Here is a 15,628-nt window from a genome sequence, read left to right as displayed (position 1 = left end):
GCGACGGATAAAATTAGCGGCGACGGAAAGCGAGGCCCCACCGACGGAAAGAGTCTCAGAGCGACGGAAAAAACTTAGCCCCCGACGGATAAAAGCCGGCTTTCTCGATAATTCCCTACTAGACAAATAGAATTTTTAAGTATATAGTTAGCTAGGCTAACCAATATAAAGGAGTGGTATTTTTGACAATTGAACAAGAATTTTTTAATCAATACCGCTTAATGTACAGACCGTTTATCAATCAAGTGAATGTGCTGCTAGAGAAATATCAGTTATATAGTTCTCAATGGGCTCTCCTTCGATTATTGAAGGATAAAGGGTCACATACATTTGTGGACATTGCGAATTTTATGTTTATTGAAAAGCCGAGTGTGACAAGGCTTGTGCAAAAGCTGGTGGAGCTTGGTTATGTGGAAACGGTAGCGGGTAGGGATAAGCGTGAAAAGCTTGTGCAATTAACGGCTAATGGTGAAGAGATTGTGCAAGAAATTCAGGTACAATTAAAACCATTTTTTGAAGAGGCACTCGCAGGTGTATCAAAGCAGGAAATTGAAATTGCGACACAAGTTTTAGCGAACATTTGTGCAAACATCAATCGGTAGGAGAGAAGAAAGTGGAAGCAACTAGACATAAACTTTGGACGAAGGACTTTTTAATCGTCTCACTTATTAACTTTACCATTACATTAATTTTTTATTTATTAATGGTAACAATTGCAGGCTATGCGGTTGAGCATTTTGAGGCATCAACTAGTACGGCAGGGCTTGTATCGAGTATTTTTATTATTGGTACTTTATTTGGTCGGCTCGGGACAGGACGTATCATTGGGGATTGGGGTAGCAAAAAAACATTATTTTGTGGATTATTATTGTTTATGCTATCAACAATGTCTTATTTTATTGCGACGAATTTGCCGCTTCTAATAATCAATCGTTTAGTACAAGGGATTGCACTTGGGGTGGCTAGTACGGCGACAGGAACAATTATTGCACAAATTTTACCACCTGAGCGCCGAGGGGAAGGTATTGGTTATTACAGCTTAAGTGCTATTTTAGCCACTGCTATCGGACCTTTTGTAGGTATTCTTTTAACACAGCTGTTTGAAGATTATCGGATGATTTTTGCTGTCGATTCTGTATTAGCCATTATTTGCTTTTTGATGTATTTTATCGTAACCGTTCCAGATGCACCGAAGAAGGCCAAAGAAATGGCTGAGAAAACAGGATTTAAGCTAACCAATTTTATCGAAATGCGTGCTGTGCCAATTGCTTTTGTGGCGCTCGTTATTGGCTTTGCCTATTCAGGGGTTATGTCATTTATGACGTTTTACGCGAAAGAGCTTGATATGGTAACAGCGGGAAGTTATTTCTTTATCATTTATGCAATTGTTATTTTAGCGACACGTCCATTTACAGGAAAATTGCTAGATACTAGAGGTGCGAACATTGTTATCTATCCATGTCTAGTCATTTTTGCAGTCGGTATGTATGCTTTTAGTTCGGCAACAAGTGGTGTTGCATTTTTACTAGCTGCTGCTTGCATTGGGATTGGTTATGGCAATTTCAATTCAGTAGCGCAAGCAATAGCTATTAAGGTTACACCAAATGAACGTTTAGGACTTGCAACTTCGACATATTTCATATTATATGATTTAGGTTTAGGCGTTGGTCCTTATTTCTTAGGATTCTTCGTTCCGACTATGGGGTACAGTGCCATCTTCTTTGCGATGGTATTTGTTATTTTAGTATCTATTATCCTTTATTATTTCTTATATGGAAAATATGAAAAGTCAAAACAAGCGAAAATTTCATAGTTTAGAATCGTTATATTGTAGAAAAAGCGACATTTTCCTAGTTGTTCAAATATATCAACTAGAAAATGTCGTTTTTTTCTTTAAATAAAAATACTTCTTGCAATCGATGATGATAATCATTATCATTCTCGATATAAACTATTTCGGAAGTAGGTACTTAGCATGAAAAAAACATCATTATTGTCAGTATTAGTTGCAGGGGGCATTGTTATGACTGGCTGCGGCAATACAGATGAAGCTAAAAAAGAAGATAAGCCTGCAACAGAGCAAGCAGAACAAGCTTCAAAGGTTGATTTATCTGCTGAACTAGCAGCCTATCAACAATTTGCCTTAGAGCAAATGGATCAATTCTTAATAGCAACAGAAAAATTTGTGAACGAATTTAAAGACGGTGACATTGAAAAAGCAAAAGCAGCATATGCACCAGCACGTATGTATTTCGAGCGCTCAGAGCCAATTGCTGAGAGCTTCGGTGACCTTGACCCACGTATTGATGGTCGTTTAGCTGATATCCAAGAAGAAGGTAAGGGCGAAGAAGAATGGACGGGCTATCATAAGCTTGAACATGCGCTTTGGGTAGAAAATAAAACTGCAGGCTACGAGGCAATTGCAGATCATTTACTAGCAGACGCAAAAGAATTACACGCTTTAGTTCAAACTGTAGAAGTAACACCAGATTTAATGATTACAGGTGCGGTTGATTTATTAAATGAAGTATCAACATCTAAAATCACTGGTGAAGAAGAAATCTATTCTCACACAGACCTTTATGACTTTAAAGCAAACATCGAAGGCGCGGAAAAGATCTTTGAAATCCTACGTCCGAAATTAGAAGCGAAAGACAAAGACTTAGTAGCAACATTAGATGAAAAATTCAAAGCAGTAGATGATTTATTGGCACAGCATGCAACAGCTGATGGCGGGTATGTTTCTTATGAAGAATTAACTGAAGAAAACACAAAAGCGCTTGCGGCAGCAGTAAATCAACTTGGTGAACCATTAAGTCAAATGGGTATTATTTTGGAGTGATAATAAATGACAGTGTCAAATGATGAAAAATGGATCAATAAAAAAATATCTAGACGTGACATGTTAAAGCTAACAGGCATGGGAGTAGCTGGTGTAGCTATCGGTGCTTCTGGCTTAGGTGGTGTTATGAAAGTAATGGGCTATGATGTGTTTGAGCCTGTTGCAGACAGCACGACAGCAGTTAACAAAGTTGATTTCTATGGAAAACATCAATCTGGCATTATTACACCTGTTCAGACAAATATTTATTTTGCTTCTTTGGATGTTTTATTTACATCAAAGAAAGAACTACAAGAGTTGTTCAAACAATGGACACCTCTTGTTGTACGTTTAATGAATGGTGAATTAATGGTAGATTTAACAACAAATACTAGAGTGCCAACAGGAGATACAGGTGAAGCGGAGGGTTTAGATGCTTCAAATTTATCGATTACAATAGGTGTAGGACCATCTTTGTTTGATAAGCTTGGTATCCAGCATTTGAAGCCTGAGGAGTTAAAAGACTTACCTCATTTCCCAAAGGATCAGTTACAAAAAGAATTTACTGGTGGAGATCTTTGTATTCAAGCATGTGCGGATGACCCACAGGTAGCATTCCACGCAGTGCGTAATTTAGTTCGAGCAGCATCTGGTAAGGTAGAAATTAAATGGTCACAGGCAGGCTTCAACTCTTTCCCTGCTGGCGGAGGCTCACCTAGAAATTTATTTGCATTCAAGGATGGTACGGTAAATCCATCGAATACCGATGAAAAAGATTTAAATAAAGTAGTATGGGTCGATAAAGGCTGGCTAAAAGGCGGATCTTATTTAGTTGCCCGTAAAATTCAAATGCATCTTGAAACATGGGATCGCACATCTTTAAAAGATCAGGAGGCAACTTTTGGTCGTTATCGCGATAGTGGTGCACCTTTTGGTAAAAAGAAAGAGTTCGATGATTTCGATGTAGAGGCGAAAGGTAGTAACGGTGAATATATTATGCCAGATACTTCACATGTGCATTTGGCACGTAAATCTGGCGCACGTATTTTACGTCGCTCTTACTCTTATGCATCAGGTGTTATGACGAATACAGGTGCGCACGATGCGGGACTCTTGTTTATTTCTTATCAAAAAGACCCAGCCCAATTTACAACAGTTCAAAATAGCTTAGGGCGTATGGATAAAATGAATGAATATATTACCCATCGAGGCAGCGCAGTGTTTGCTTGCTTCCCTGGAGTATCAAAGGGGAGTTATATAGGTGAAGCACTTTTTAACGCGCTGTAGTTTAGTACTTTGCTTGTTATTGGCACTTGCTGTACCAGTGCAGGCAGCGCAATCATATAGTCATTTGTACATTTCTATTAGTGATGCGCTAATGAATACGAAGCAGGACAAAGAAGCTGAGGCAGAACGTGCTCTTGAACAATTTGCCAAAGACTGGGCGTCGATGACATCTGAGCAAAAGGACGCAAAAGAAAAAGTGGACGAAATTCTTGCGCAAGCAGTTAAAGCTACTTCCAAGGATGAACGTTTAAAGGCACTGTCTGACTTGTCAAATGCTTTACGTGCTTTAGAAAAGCTTGAGAATCCTGTAGATGAAGCGGCGCAGCGAGCAGAATTTGGCACGAAATTTAAACCTATCATGAAAGCTTTTGAAGATGCCTTAGCAAGTGGTGATTTAACAACAATCGACGCAGCGTATAAGGATTTTAATGCAAAATGGAAGAAAATTGAACGCCCTGTACATGAGCAAAGCATTGCGATGTACGGCCAAATTGAAACACAGATGGCCTTTATACGGATTTCACTTGCTTCCGAAAAACCTGATATAGCCTTAATGCAATCACAATATGCAGAATTAAAACAAACAATTGAGGATTTTGTAGCAGGTAATGATACAGCGAAAGTTGTTGAAGGAGAGTATTCTTTAGCAACATTGATTGCTTATATTGATGAGGCGAATGATTTTATCGATGCAGGTGACTTCAAGGCTGCATCTGATAAAATTCGAGAGTTCATTAAAATATGGCCGAGTGTAGAAATAGATATTTCAACTCGTAACGGTAGCCTTTATACAAAAATTGAAAGTGATATGCCGATCCTCGTTAGTGACTTATTAAAGTCTAACGTCGATGTCAAAACAATTAAAAGTAAGCTTAATACTTTCCGCACTGAAATTGAGCTGATTCAAGGTGACTCAGATTATACTCTGTGGGATGCAGCATTAATCTTACTGCGAGAGGGCTTAGAGGCACTACTCATTATTATGGCATTAGTATCGTTCTTAGAGAAATCTGGACAAAAAACAATGCGCAAATGGATATATGTTGGTGCATTTGTGGGGATCTTACTATCAGCGGTAGCAGCTATTTTAATGTCGACACTTTTCCAATCTGCGACAATTGATACAAGTCGAGAGCTGATGGAAGGTTATATTGGTTTATTAGCTGCTGCAATGATGATTGGAGTTGGTATTTGGCTCCATAGTAAATCAAGTGTGGTAAGCTGGAACCGTTATATCTCCAAACGAATGGGCAATGCCATCTCAACTGGCTCGGTGTTTGCAATGGCAGCAATTAGTTTCCTATCCGTCTTCCGTGAAGGGGCAGAAACACTGGTCTTCTATGCAGGAATTGCACCTAAAATGGAAACATCTCAATTTGTGCTAGGTATCGTAGTAGCACTTTTAATATTAGCTATTTTTGCATTTGTGTTATTGAAAGCAAGTGGAAAAATTCCAATTCATAAATTTTTCGCAGTGGCAACTGTGTTAATCTATGTATTGGCATTTAAAATTATTGGTGTCAGTCTGCATACACTGCAGCTAAGAGATTCAGTTTCAACAACAATTGTTGATGGCTTGCCAGTTGTCAGCATCATTGGTTTCTATCCAACAGTAGAAACAATGATTGGACAAGCAATTTTACTTTTACTTGTTGTAGCTACGATTATCTATAAAAAGAAACAAAAATAAGTAGAGGGCGGATGAATATACTTTCATCTGCCTTTTTGCTTGTAGATAAAAATAAATTTAAATTAAAGTGTATCAATAAAAAAAGTTGATTTGTTTTTTTTATGTAAACTCATGACTTCATATACGGTGCTACTAACGAATTGGACGTTACTATAATTACTACTGCATCGTTACAAAAGGAAAATAATAGGTTCATTTTCTACAATACACCTTTACGACTTTATATAATTAATTGTATTGTTACCTTCTCTGAAGTAAAATATGTGCTTATTGAAACTAACGGTAGGGGGTTCTTCAATAAGAAATGGAGTATTATTGTATGGGGAGGATGAATATGGTAAAAATTATAAAGAAAAATATACAATATTCGCTAATTTATTTCATACTATTTATTATAATTCAATGGTTATTTCGTGATGACATTCGATGGGGACAAATTATTGGAATTTCAATTTTATTTTTCCTTTTTAATATATTTTACGATTGGGCAAATATCCCCTATAAATGGAAGAAGGAGTAACTTATTTGAGTTATTATTCTAATAGGCTTAATAAAATTGCTACGGTAGCTAACTCAAAGTTGGATCAGTGCTACAATTGTTTTAACTTCTTTCAGTGGATGTCCAAACATCCTCTGAAATAGAGGAACTCAGTCTAAGAACACCATTTCCTGTGGCAATTTATTTGTGCGAAAGCTAAGCGAGGTGGGGGGATGAAGATGGATAGTGACAAATACGGTAATGAAAGTAACGAAATCTACAGTTATAATACCTACAATATTTTTGCGTAGATTATCGGTATTCTATTTTCACCATTACTAGGGGTGATTATGGGGATTGTAGGTGTAATACAGCGTAAGAAAAATGCTTGGAGTATTATTATCATTTCAATTCTTGGTTGGGTTCTGAATGTATTCGTAATTAGTAATCTATAAATGTAGCTTTACTGAAATAGGGATTGTATAATCATTAGGTGCAATTTTCATAATGAATTTTTAGCTCCAATAATTTAGGGGACTTGTGCGTAATACAACTCATACACGTAAGTCCTTTTGTTATGTTGTTCACTCACTCACTCACTCACTCACTTACAGGAGCGCTTCTACATCTTCATATGTGGCATTGCTTCTCTTTGAACAGTCAAAGCTGTGGTTATGATTGAATCAACGCTCACAAGTACTACAGCTGCTTTGAATACTTCTGTAGTCTTAATCAAACTTTATTACAAATAGCGGTTTAAAATACCATACATCTTTAAAGGGGATATGCAAACTAATGAAAAATATTTTTAATCATATGCATACAGCAGAAGTTTTAAAGCGTATTGACAAATTGAGTCCCAATTCACAACCGCAATGGGGAAAAATGGATGTTGCCCAAATGCTAGCGCATTGTTCATCTTTCCAAGACATCGCAATGGGAAATTCTTTTCCACCAAGGAGTCGGTTAGGAATAGTAGTAGGGAGATTTGCAAAACAAATCGTTTACAATGACAAGACATTGCCTCATAATATGTCTACTATTCCAACTATTTTGATTGCAGATGATAGAGAATTTGAGACAGAAAAAGAAAAGCTTAAACAAAAAATTATCACATTCCAAAATAACGGACCAGAGAAGTGCACAACTCATCCTCATCCTTTTTTTGGGGCACTCACTTCTGAGCAATGGGGTAAGGGAATATACAAGCACCTTGACCATCATTTTAAACAGTTTGGAGTTTAAACATTGAAAAACTAAATAAAAAGATGTGCATCATTAGTTGAAGAATAGAAAAAGCATTTCAAAACACGCTTTTTCTATTTGCTCTTTTTTCAAGGTTTATAGATACCATTCAGCTTTATGAAACAAAATAGTGTTTTTCTCAGTCTGAGGGGGTATTGCTTTCATCTGCCCTTTTTTAGGTTAGTTATCCCAATGAGACGGACGTTTCAAGTGGGAGGGTAATTTTGTTTGGTGATTGCCTTGTGCTGAATTAATTTGCATTTGGGTTAAAAACATACTGCTAGAAAGGTCTGCGCCGCGTAAATTGGCGTCACGTAAATCGGCACCAATAAAATCAACACCTCTTAAATCTGCATTTTGTAGGTTGGCAGCAATTAAATAAGCTCCTCTAAGATCAGTTGCTCTTAAATCCTTGCCTTTTAAATTCTTCCCAATCCAATCAACCCCACGATTGTCATACTTTCGAGCGCTTTTTCCAATCTTTACGATAAGGCTTTGACGAATTTGATCACTTGTTTCTAACAGTAAAACATTCACCGGCAGTCGGAAATTAGGAATATCTATTGCTAGTAATGCATCTGCTTCTAGCTCCGTTGCACGCTGTAGCTGTTCTAATTGCAAATGTAGTTTGTTAAATAGGGATGAATCAACCGTATACGATAATGCCTCTGCTACGTAGGCGATCATTTCATAAAGTTGTTCCATCATAGGAAAGACACGAAACATTTTCTCGGAAATTTCAGGGTGTTGTCGCCAGTCTTGTCCATGGAAGGTTGTTTGTGACACCTTTTGTCCTGCTCCTAAACAATCAAAAACTGTACATCCTTTAAACCCTTGATCTCTAAGTTTACTATGAATTTGGCAACTAAAATCCGATTGTAGATTAGGGCAAGGTGTCCCAGCTGCTTTATTAATGGCAAAGTCGCTAGAAGCAGCAATATTTAAAGCCGTGCAACATAGACCAAAACAGCTTTGGCAATCTGCCTGTAAACTTTCACGTATCTTTTTTCCCATTGTATAATCCATTTTTTGTACTTCAAACATTATTGTTTTCCTCTCTTAACGCATAAACTTCTTACATATAATTCTATCACTTATTATGTAAAAAGGATATTTTTGTGTGGAAGGATTCTACATATAGAGGAGACTTCATTATTCGTTTATCTTTAACTCTATAAAATTGATAGTTCTTTACAAAATAGGAACAGCCTATTGACAATTTATTGTAAAATGCTATAATTTTTATCGACAGACAGTCGGTCTAATGAGGGAGGAGTATACATGAGAAAAGAAGCGATGGAGCGCAGAAAGGAAATACTTGATGCGGCTAATGAGCTTTTCAGTCAGAAGGGCTTTGATGGCACAAGTACTAACGATATTCTTGAAAAGGTCGGAATTGCACGGGGAACGCTGTATTATCACTTCAAGTCGAAGGAAGATATTATGGACGCCCTAATTGAGCGATATAATACTCAAATTTTAGGTGAAGCCAATGGAATTGCTGCAGATAAGAGCATACCCGTTCACGAGCGTATTGTTCGTGTTGTGATGGCACTAAACATAAGCAGCGGAAACGGAAAGGAAATTATTGACCATATACATAAGCCTCAGAACGCGCTTATGCATCAAAAAATACAAAAAGTCATCATTAACGACCTTCCACCGATACTGACGGAAATAATCCGTGAGGGTATTGAGCAAGGACTATTTAGTACGCCATATCCATATGAATGTATGGAAATGATTGTGGCATATACGAATACCGTTTTTGACGATGATATGGTAGATCTGACAGATGAAGAACGTGCTGCACGTATACCAGCTTTTATATTCAACGTAGAAAGATTGCTAGGTGTCGAAAGCGGAGGTCTTATGTATATGATGAAGATGTTTGGCAGTGGAGGTGAGGGTTAAGAAAGTGGAAACAACAGTAGTTAATTCTGAGGGATTCTTCAGAAGATTTTTCTGCTATGGTTGAGACAGCTCATTTCAGCAATAGAAAGTGGGCTTGGGATTTTGTGTTACTTCATTAATTTTCTTCAACTTGAAAACAGAGGTGACGTATGTATTACAGAATAATCCGGAATGACATTTCTAAAAGCAAACTGATAACGCTAACAACAACGATATTTGTTGCCGCTGCGGCTATGCTCGTTTCTCTCTCGGCGATACTTATCGTCAATCTTTCAGGTGCGATCGATTCACTTATGAATCAGGCGAAAACGCCACATTTTATGCAAATGCACTCGGGAGATATCGATACTGTCCGGCTTGCAAATTTCGCGGAGCAAAACAGCAATGTGGATGAATTTCAAGTGCTTGAGTTTCTGAACATGGATAACGGGCAGATTATTTTAGGTGATAGATCGCTTGCGAATAATGTGCAAGACAATGGTTTCAGCATACAGAGTGAAAAATTTGATTATCTTCTTGATCTTGACGGAAACATTATAAACGTATCCGATGGCGAGCTTTATGTTCCAATTAACTATATGAAGGACAACACCACAAGAGTCGGTGATAAAGCGATAATAGGCGGAAAGGAATTTACTGTTGCGGGCTTCCTTCGCGATTCACAGATGAATTCTATGTTGTCTTCCTCAAAAAGATTTCTTGTTAGTCAAAATGATTATGCGGAAATAAAAAGCCATGGGAGTATGGAGTATTTGATAGAGTTTAGACTAAAGGATTTATCGGCGCTCGGTGAATTTGAAACTGCTTATGCTTCCGCAGGTCTTGAAGCGAACGGACCAACGATTACATATCCACTTTTCAAAACACTTAACGCACTTTCTGATGGGATCATGATAGCAGTTATCCTTCTTATAAGCGTTCTTGTCGTTGCCATCGCATTTATGTGCATACGCTTTACACTCCTTGCGAAAATAGAGGACGATTACCGTGAAATTGGTGTTATGAAGGCGATAGGGCTGCGCCTTTCTGACATTAAGAAAATTTATCTTGCGAAGTACACAGCGATTGCAGCAGGGGGGAGTATTCTCGGTTTTGCACTTTCATTCATATTCAAAGACATCCTTCTTGAAAATATCCGGCTTTATATGGGGGAAAGCGAAAACTCTTCCTTTGCCGCGGCTTTAGGAATAATCGGAATTCTGCTTGTATTCCTCGCAATCATTGCCTATGTAAGCGGAGTGCTGAGACGCTTTAGGAAAATATCTGCTGCAGAAGCAATACGCTTTGGCACTTCACAGGAAAAAAACGCAGGCGCAAAGCGTTTTTGCCTGAACAGAAATAAGCTGTTTAACACGAACATTTTTCTTGGGATCAAAGATGTTCTCGCAAGGAAAAGACTTTACGCCACAATGCTTGCAGTACTTATCATTTCAGCATTTATCATTATTGTTCCACAAAACCTTTACAACACGATTTCCTCAACAAGTTTCATTAAATATATGGGTATTGGAAACTACGATATTCGTATTGATATTCAGCAAACTGATCATATTTCTAAAAAATCTGTCGAAGTTTTAAAATCCATGAACAGCGACAGTTCCATTTCAAAATATACCATCCTAACAACAAAGACATTCAAAACAAAAAAGGAAGACGGTTCGGAGGAAAATATAAAAATCGAACTTGGCGACCACTCGATATTCCCTATTGAATATACCAAGGGCAGAGCACCCGCAGTAGAAAACGAAATTGCACTTTCAGCTTTGAACGCTGATGAAATGAGCAAAAAGGTTGGCGATATCATTACGGTCGTGATGAAGGGGAAGGACATAAAGCTTACGGTAAGTGGCATTTATTCCGACATTACGAACGGCGGAAAAACGGCAAAGGCTGTTTTTATCGACACTTCGGAAGGTATAATGTGGAGCGTAATTTGCGCGAAGCTTACAGATAAATCTCTTGTCGATAAAAAAATTTCAGACTATGCGGACAGATTTACTTTCGCTAAGATTTCCAATATTGATGAATTTGTAACTCAAACATTCGGCTCGACTATAAAATCGGTCGGTAAGGCCTCCATTGCTGCAATTGCCATAGCGCTCGTAATAACGGTACTAGTAACGCTATTGTTTATGAAAATGCTTGTCGCAAAGGACAGATATTCTATTGCCGTCATGAAAGCTTTAGGCTTTACAAATAAGGATATTACGATACAGTTTGCTTCGCGAGCGGTATTCGTATCAATGATCGGGATTTTTCTTGGCACTTTACTGGCAAATACTCTCGGAGAGGTACTTGCAGGCGCAGTTATCTCCTCGTTTGGGGCGTCGTCGTTTAGTTTTTCAGTCAATCCACTTTCGGCGTACGTGATTTGTCCGTTAATGATGGTATGCTCGGTATTAATCACAACAATAATTGGTACATCGGGCGCGGGGAAAATAAAAATATCCGAAAATATAAAGGAGTAGCTTATGAAGAAGATTATCATCGGTGAACATATTGTAAAATCTTTCGGCGAGGGAGATGAAAAGCGCAATGTTCTTGACGGAGCGTCCGTTGATATAAACGAGGGTGAGTTTGTTGCGATAATGGGACCCTCAGGCTCTGGCAAATCTACGCTAATGTTTGTACTGAGCGGCATGGACAGCGTTGATGGCGGAAAGGTTATTTTTGATGGCAATAATTTATCGTCAGTCGGGAAGGTTGAACTTTCAGACATACGTAGAACTAAAATGGGCTTTGTATTTCAGCAGCCAACGATGCTCAAAAATCTAAATATTCTTGAAAATATTATTCTTCCATCAATGCGCGATAACAGAAAAAACGTTGCAAAAATTTCAGAGAAGGCAAGAGCACTTATGAAGAGGGTAGGCATCGAGGAGCTTGAAATGCGCGGCATTACACAAGTTTCGGGAGGTCAGCTTCAGAGAGCAGGAATATGTCGAGCGCTTTTGAACAGCCCGAAAATCATCTTCGGCGATGAGCCTACGGGTGCACTTAACTCAAAATCAGCGCAAGAGATCATGGACATTTTTTCCGAAATTAACGCTGGCGGTACTGCGATTATGCTTGTCACTCACGATGCAAAGGTAGCAGCACGGACGGAGCGTGTAATGTTTATGCTCGACGGAAAAATCGTCAGTGAGCTAAAGCTCCCGAAGTTTGACGGAACGAATATTGATGGCAGAGTAGGGAAAGTAACGGAGAAAATGTGGGAAATAGGAATATGAGTTGTTGTGAATCTCATAATGGAAAATGTAAGATTTCTAGAGTAGTTACGTACCGAGTTAGGAAAAGCAGGAGAATTGGTATACAAACAAACCTCTGCTTTTATTCATATAATAAAATTTTTTTTTTATTATTTTTTAAATACTTAAAAAAATGAAACTTTTCAATTTGGAATCCGTATTAAATGGAAAATATTATTTTTTTTAGGAGGTAATATGGTTAAGTTTAGAAGCTTCTTTCTTATATTTATATTTTTATTAGCAGCCTGTACTCAGGATACAGTTGTTCCTAAAGGAAACAATGATGAAAATATTGTTGTTACAGCGGATGGGAAAATTACCTTTGAGATTATTAATAAAATAAAGGTTCCACAAGAAAAAGTAGAATCAATAAAAGGCGAACTCCTTAATGCCTATGATGAAATTCAGAATTCAATTCACACTACATATGTTCCTTCCGAGAGAATAAATGTTTTTCTCAATGAAGGAAATGAACTATCATGGGGTTTGAAATCGGAACTTCAACTATATGACATTAAGGAAAACCAATATCCACTTGTCCATGAACTGACACATTCCTTACTTGGTTATGGCAACAATTTTGATAAAAGCAGGGGCTATTTTACGCAAGAGGGTTTTGCTACTTATATGGAAGATAAGTATGGGAAAAATGAGTCATATGCCCATAAGCTTATGAAGTATTTTATCGATTCAAACAAATTCATACCAATTAGCAAGTTGATAGATCTGAATCAAGCCGATTCCTATTTTCGCCCAGCCATTAAAAATCAAAAAGAGTACACCCTTCGATGGATGAGCTATATGCATTCAGCTTCTTTTATTACTTATTTAATTGATACTTATGGATTAGAAAAGTTTGAACAACTATACAACGAAGAGGACTTGGCTAAAAAAATAGAGGAAATATACGGAAAGAACATAAGTGAGATAGAAAATGATTGGGTAGTTTTTATTAAAAATAGTCAAACGGAATTAACATATGATGACAAAAGGAAAATAGGATTTTTTTATACTGTTACTTTAGTTATTGATCAAATTGACCCCAAATTTTTCACTAAAGAATAATTTATTGTAGAAGTTTATATGAAGCAAATGATAAAGATACAACGGTATGATGTGATTCAAAGTAAGTTGTTAGTAATTATTTGAGAATCGTGTTTGAAGTTATAGCCGATGACACCGGATATATTACCTATCTCTTCTTCTAAAACAGGGAATGTGGTATTCTTCTTCATAAGGATACGATGCCGTATTTTTAACAAGGCTTGTTAACTCTATGGGAAGCACACCTGATAGTACATAAAAAATATAACAAGAAGTAGTGGTGAATGAAATTGGGGTAACGGTAAAAGATTTACTACAATTGCCTTCATTTAGAGGGGCAGAAGTATTAACTGGAAAAAATAATCTTCATCGTACGGTCTCATCTTTATCTGTGTTAGAAGTATCAAATGTCGATTTTTTATCTACGATTATCCAATCCGTTCAGGAAGAGTGGTATGCGGAAGAGCTAGTCATTAGCTCTTTTTATTCCATTAGAGATAGTGTTGAACAACAATGTGCAACCATTCAACACTTACATGATCTTGGCGAATTGGGTCTTATTTTATATTATGTAGGAATTGTTGTGCCGGAAATTCCAGAGGAGGTACTGCAATTAGCAGACTCTCAAGGTTTTATCATTATTTGTATGCCTAAAAATGATTACTCTCTACGTTATAATGAAGTCATTTATGAAGTGATGGAAGCGATAGTTAGTAATCAGGCTGTCAATGATCAGTTTGTGAAGGAAACTTTAGAAAAGGTCAGCTTGCTACCAGAGCATTTACAAAGTGTAGAAATCACATTGAAAATGCTAGCTGATCGCCTGAAAGCTAACATTGTATTGACAAACAATAATTTTGATATTGTGAATCAAGTAATGTGGCCTAGAAATTCATCTTTAGATGTTTGGCAAGTCATACAGGAATTTTCACACGGTCATCTGAATAAGGAAAAGGGAAAACTAGAACTACAAAGAAGCGATATATCGTGTGTCGTTGAATATAAAAGTATTCAGCAAAAAAATGGAGAGCAGCTACTTTTGTTTGTTATTAAAGAGAACACACCATTACCAGCAAAGACCATTGAAAAAATAAGTGAAGTTGTCCAAGTTGCCATTAATCTTTGGGGCGACAAGCATGATGAAGTTAGTGAATATGCATTAGTAAAAGCGATTATTAATGATGAAAGCGACAAAATGCGAAGACTAGCTAACATGCTAAATATCGATGTTTCTGCTATTCAAATGATGTGGTTAATTTATATTAACGATGTATCAGAAGAGAAGAAAATTAGGGATGAACTGGAAGAGCAACTTTCAAAATATTATCAAACGACAGTGATTCAATGCATTGATCGTTGTATTATTGTTCTTTTAGGGAATGGCTTGTATAAATTTCATGAATATGAGATTGCTACTGAGTTTATTGAAACAACTAATTACTACTCCCAAATATCAGAAATCGTTTACTCACCGAAAATGAAAAATACTAAAGCTGTACGTCAAATGTATCAATTGGTGAATCGAGTAGGAGAGAAAGTTCATACCATCTATCCAATGCGCAAATTGTTTACCGCAGCTGAACTTCGATCGATGAAGCGCGCCATTGATTTAAGTAAACAAGGGGAAGAAATTATTGAAGAATACCTGTCAGTTATTGACCCCATTCAAAATGATAAAGAGTCTCTAAATACATTAATTGCTTTTCTTTTAGATGCGAATGGAAATTTTGACGAGTGTGGGAAAAACTTATACATTCACAAAAATACAGTAAAGTATCGTATCAGAAAAATTAGTGAACTAATTGGCAACGATGTAACGGTTTATTCGGAATTTTACGATGTGTATATGGCCTGCATGATCTATCGCCTAATTAATGGTTAGAAAAGTCTGAATTTTTGTC

General features: G+C 37.2%; 12 protein-coding genes. 11 read left to right on the top strand and 1 reads right to left on the bottom strand.

Annotated elements, in window-relative coordinates; all coding sequences use genetic code 11:
• Positions 1–182 precede the first annotated feature (182 nt).
• From ACQKOF_RS15605 to ACQKOF_RS15580, 6 genes are all read left to right on the top strand, one after another.
• A complete protein-coding gene (locus ACQKOF_RS15605; RefSeq protein WP_427558791.1) occupies positions 183–602 on the top strand; it encodes a MarR family winged helix-turn-helix transcriptional regulator in 420 nt (139 codons plus the stop codon).
• Between the two features lie 11 nt (positions 603–613).
• Complete coding sequence (locus tag ACQKOF_RS15600; protein ID WP_427558788.1) at positions 614–1,813, top strand: MFS transporter; 1,200 nt, start codon at positions 614–616, stop codon at positions 1,811–1,813.
• 162 nt (positions 1,814–1,975) lie between these two features.
• Positions 1,976–2,842: an iron uptake system protein EfeO gene (gene efeO / locus ACQKOF_RS15595; RefSeq protein WP_427558785.1), complete on the top strand. Its 867-nt coding sequence runs from the start codon at positions 1,976–1,978 to the stop codon at positions 2,840–2,842.
• Between the two features lie 6 nt (positions 2,843–2,848).
• Positions 2,849–4,108, top strand: coding sequence for an iron uptake transporter deferrochelatase/peroxidase subunit (gene efeB, locus ACQKOF_RS15590; protein ID WP_427558782.1), 1,260 nt, complete (start codon positions 2,849–2,851; stop codon positions 4,106–4,108).
• The gene (locus ACQKOF_RS15585; RefSeq protein WP_427558779.1) at positions 4,083–5,798 is read left to right on the top strand and encodes an FTR1 family iron permease; all 1,716 of its coding nucleotides are present in this window, start codon (positions 4,083–4,085) and stop codon (positions 5,796–5,798) included. Before efeB ends, ACQKOF_RS15585 begins: the two co-directional genes overlap by 26 nt.
• 1,273 nt (positions 5,799–7,071) lie before the next feature.
• On the top strand, positions 7,072–7,521 hold the full coding sequence (locus ACQKOF_RS15580; protein ID WP_427558776.1) for a DUF1569 domain-containing protein: 450 nt from the start codon (positions 7,072–7,074) through the stop codon (positions 7,519–7,521).
• 180 nt (positions 7,522–7,701) lie between these two features.
• On the opposite strand, the gene ACQKOF_RS15575 is transcribed toward ACQKOF_RS15580, so the two are convergent.
• Positions 7,702–8,565, bottom strand: coding sequence for a pentapeptide repeat-containing protein (locus ACQKOF_RS15575; RefSeq protein ID WP_427558773.1), 864 nt, complete (start codon positions 8,563–8,565; stop codon positions 7,702–7,704).
• 237 nt (positions 8,566–8,802) lie between these two features.
• On the opposite strand from ACQKOF_RS15575, the gene ACQKOF_RS15570 reads away from it, so the two are divergent.
• The 5 genes from ACQKOF_RS15570 to ACQKOF_RS15550 all read left to right on the top strand — a co-directional run bounded on the left by ACQKOF_RS15570 (position 8,803) and on the right by ACQKOF_RS15550 (position 15,609).
• A complete protein-coding gene (locus tag ACQKOF_RS15570) occupies positions 8,803–9,435 on the top strand; it encodes a TetR/AcrR family transcriptional regulator (protein WP_427558770.1) in 633 nt (210 codons plus the stop codon).
• Between the two features lie 149 nt (positions 9,436–9,584).
• The gene (locus ACQKOF_RS15565) at positions 9,585–11,903 is read left to right on the top strand and encodes an ABC transporter permease (protein WP_427558767.1); all 2,319 of its coding nucleotides are present in this window, start codon (positions 9,585–9,587) and stop codon (positions 11,901–11,903) included.
• Positions 11,904–11,906: 3 nt separating this feature from the next.
• Complete coding sequence (locus tag ACQKOF_RS15560) at positions 11,907–12,665, top strand: ABC transporter ATP-binding protein (RefSeq protein ID WP_427558765.1); 759 nt, start codon at positions 11,907–11,909, stop codon at positions 12,663–12,665.
• Between the two features lie 213 nt (positions 12,666–12,878).
• Positions 12,879–13,748 carry a hypothetical protein gene (locus tag ACQKOF_RS15555; protein ID WP_427558762.1) on the top strand — a complete coding sequence of 290 codons (870 nt, stop codon included), beginning with the start codon at positions 12,879–12,881 and terminating at the stop codon, positions 13,746–13,748.
• 259 nt (positions 13,749–14,007) lie between these two features.
• A complete protein-coding gene (locus tag ACQKOF_RS15550) occupies positions 14,008–15,609 on the top strand; it encodes a PucR family transcriptional regulator (RefSeq protein WP_427558759.1) in 1,602 nt (533 codons plus the stop codon).
• Positions 15,610–15,628 lie beyond the last annotated feature (19 nt).

Source organism: Lysinibacillus sp. NPDC093190 (genome assembly GCF_050280425.1).
In the GTDB taxonomy this organism is placed as follows: Bacteria; Bacillota; Bacilli; order Bacillales_A; family Planococcaceae; genus Lysinibacillus.
This window is presented reverse-complemented; position numbering and strand designations above follow the sequence as displayed.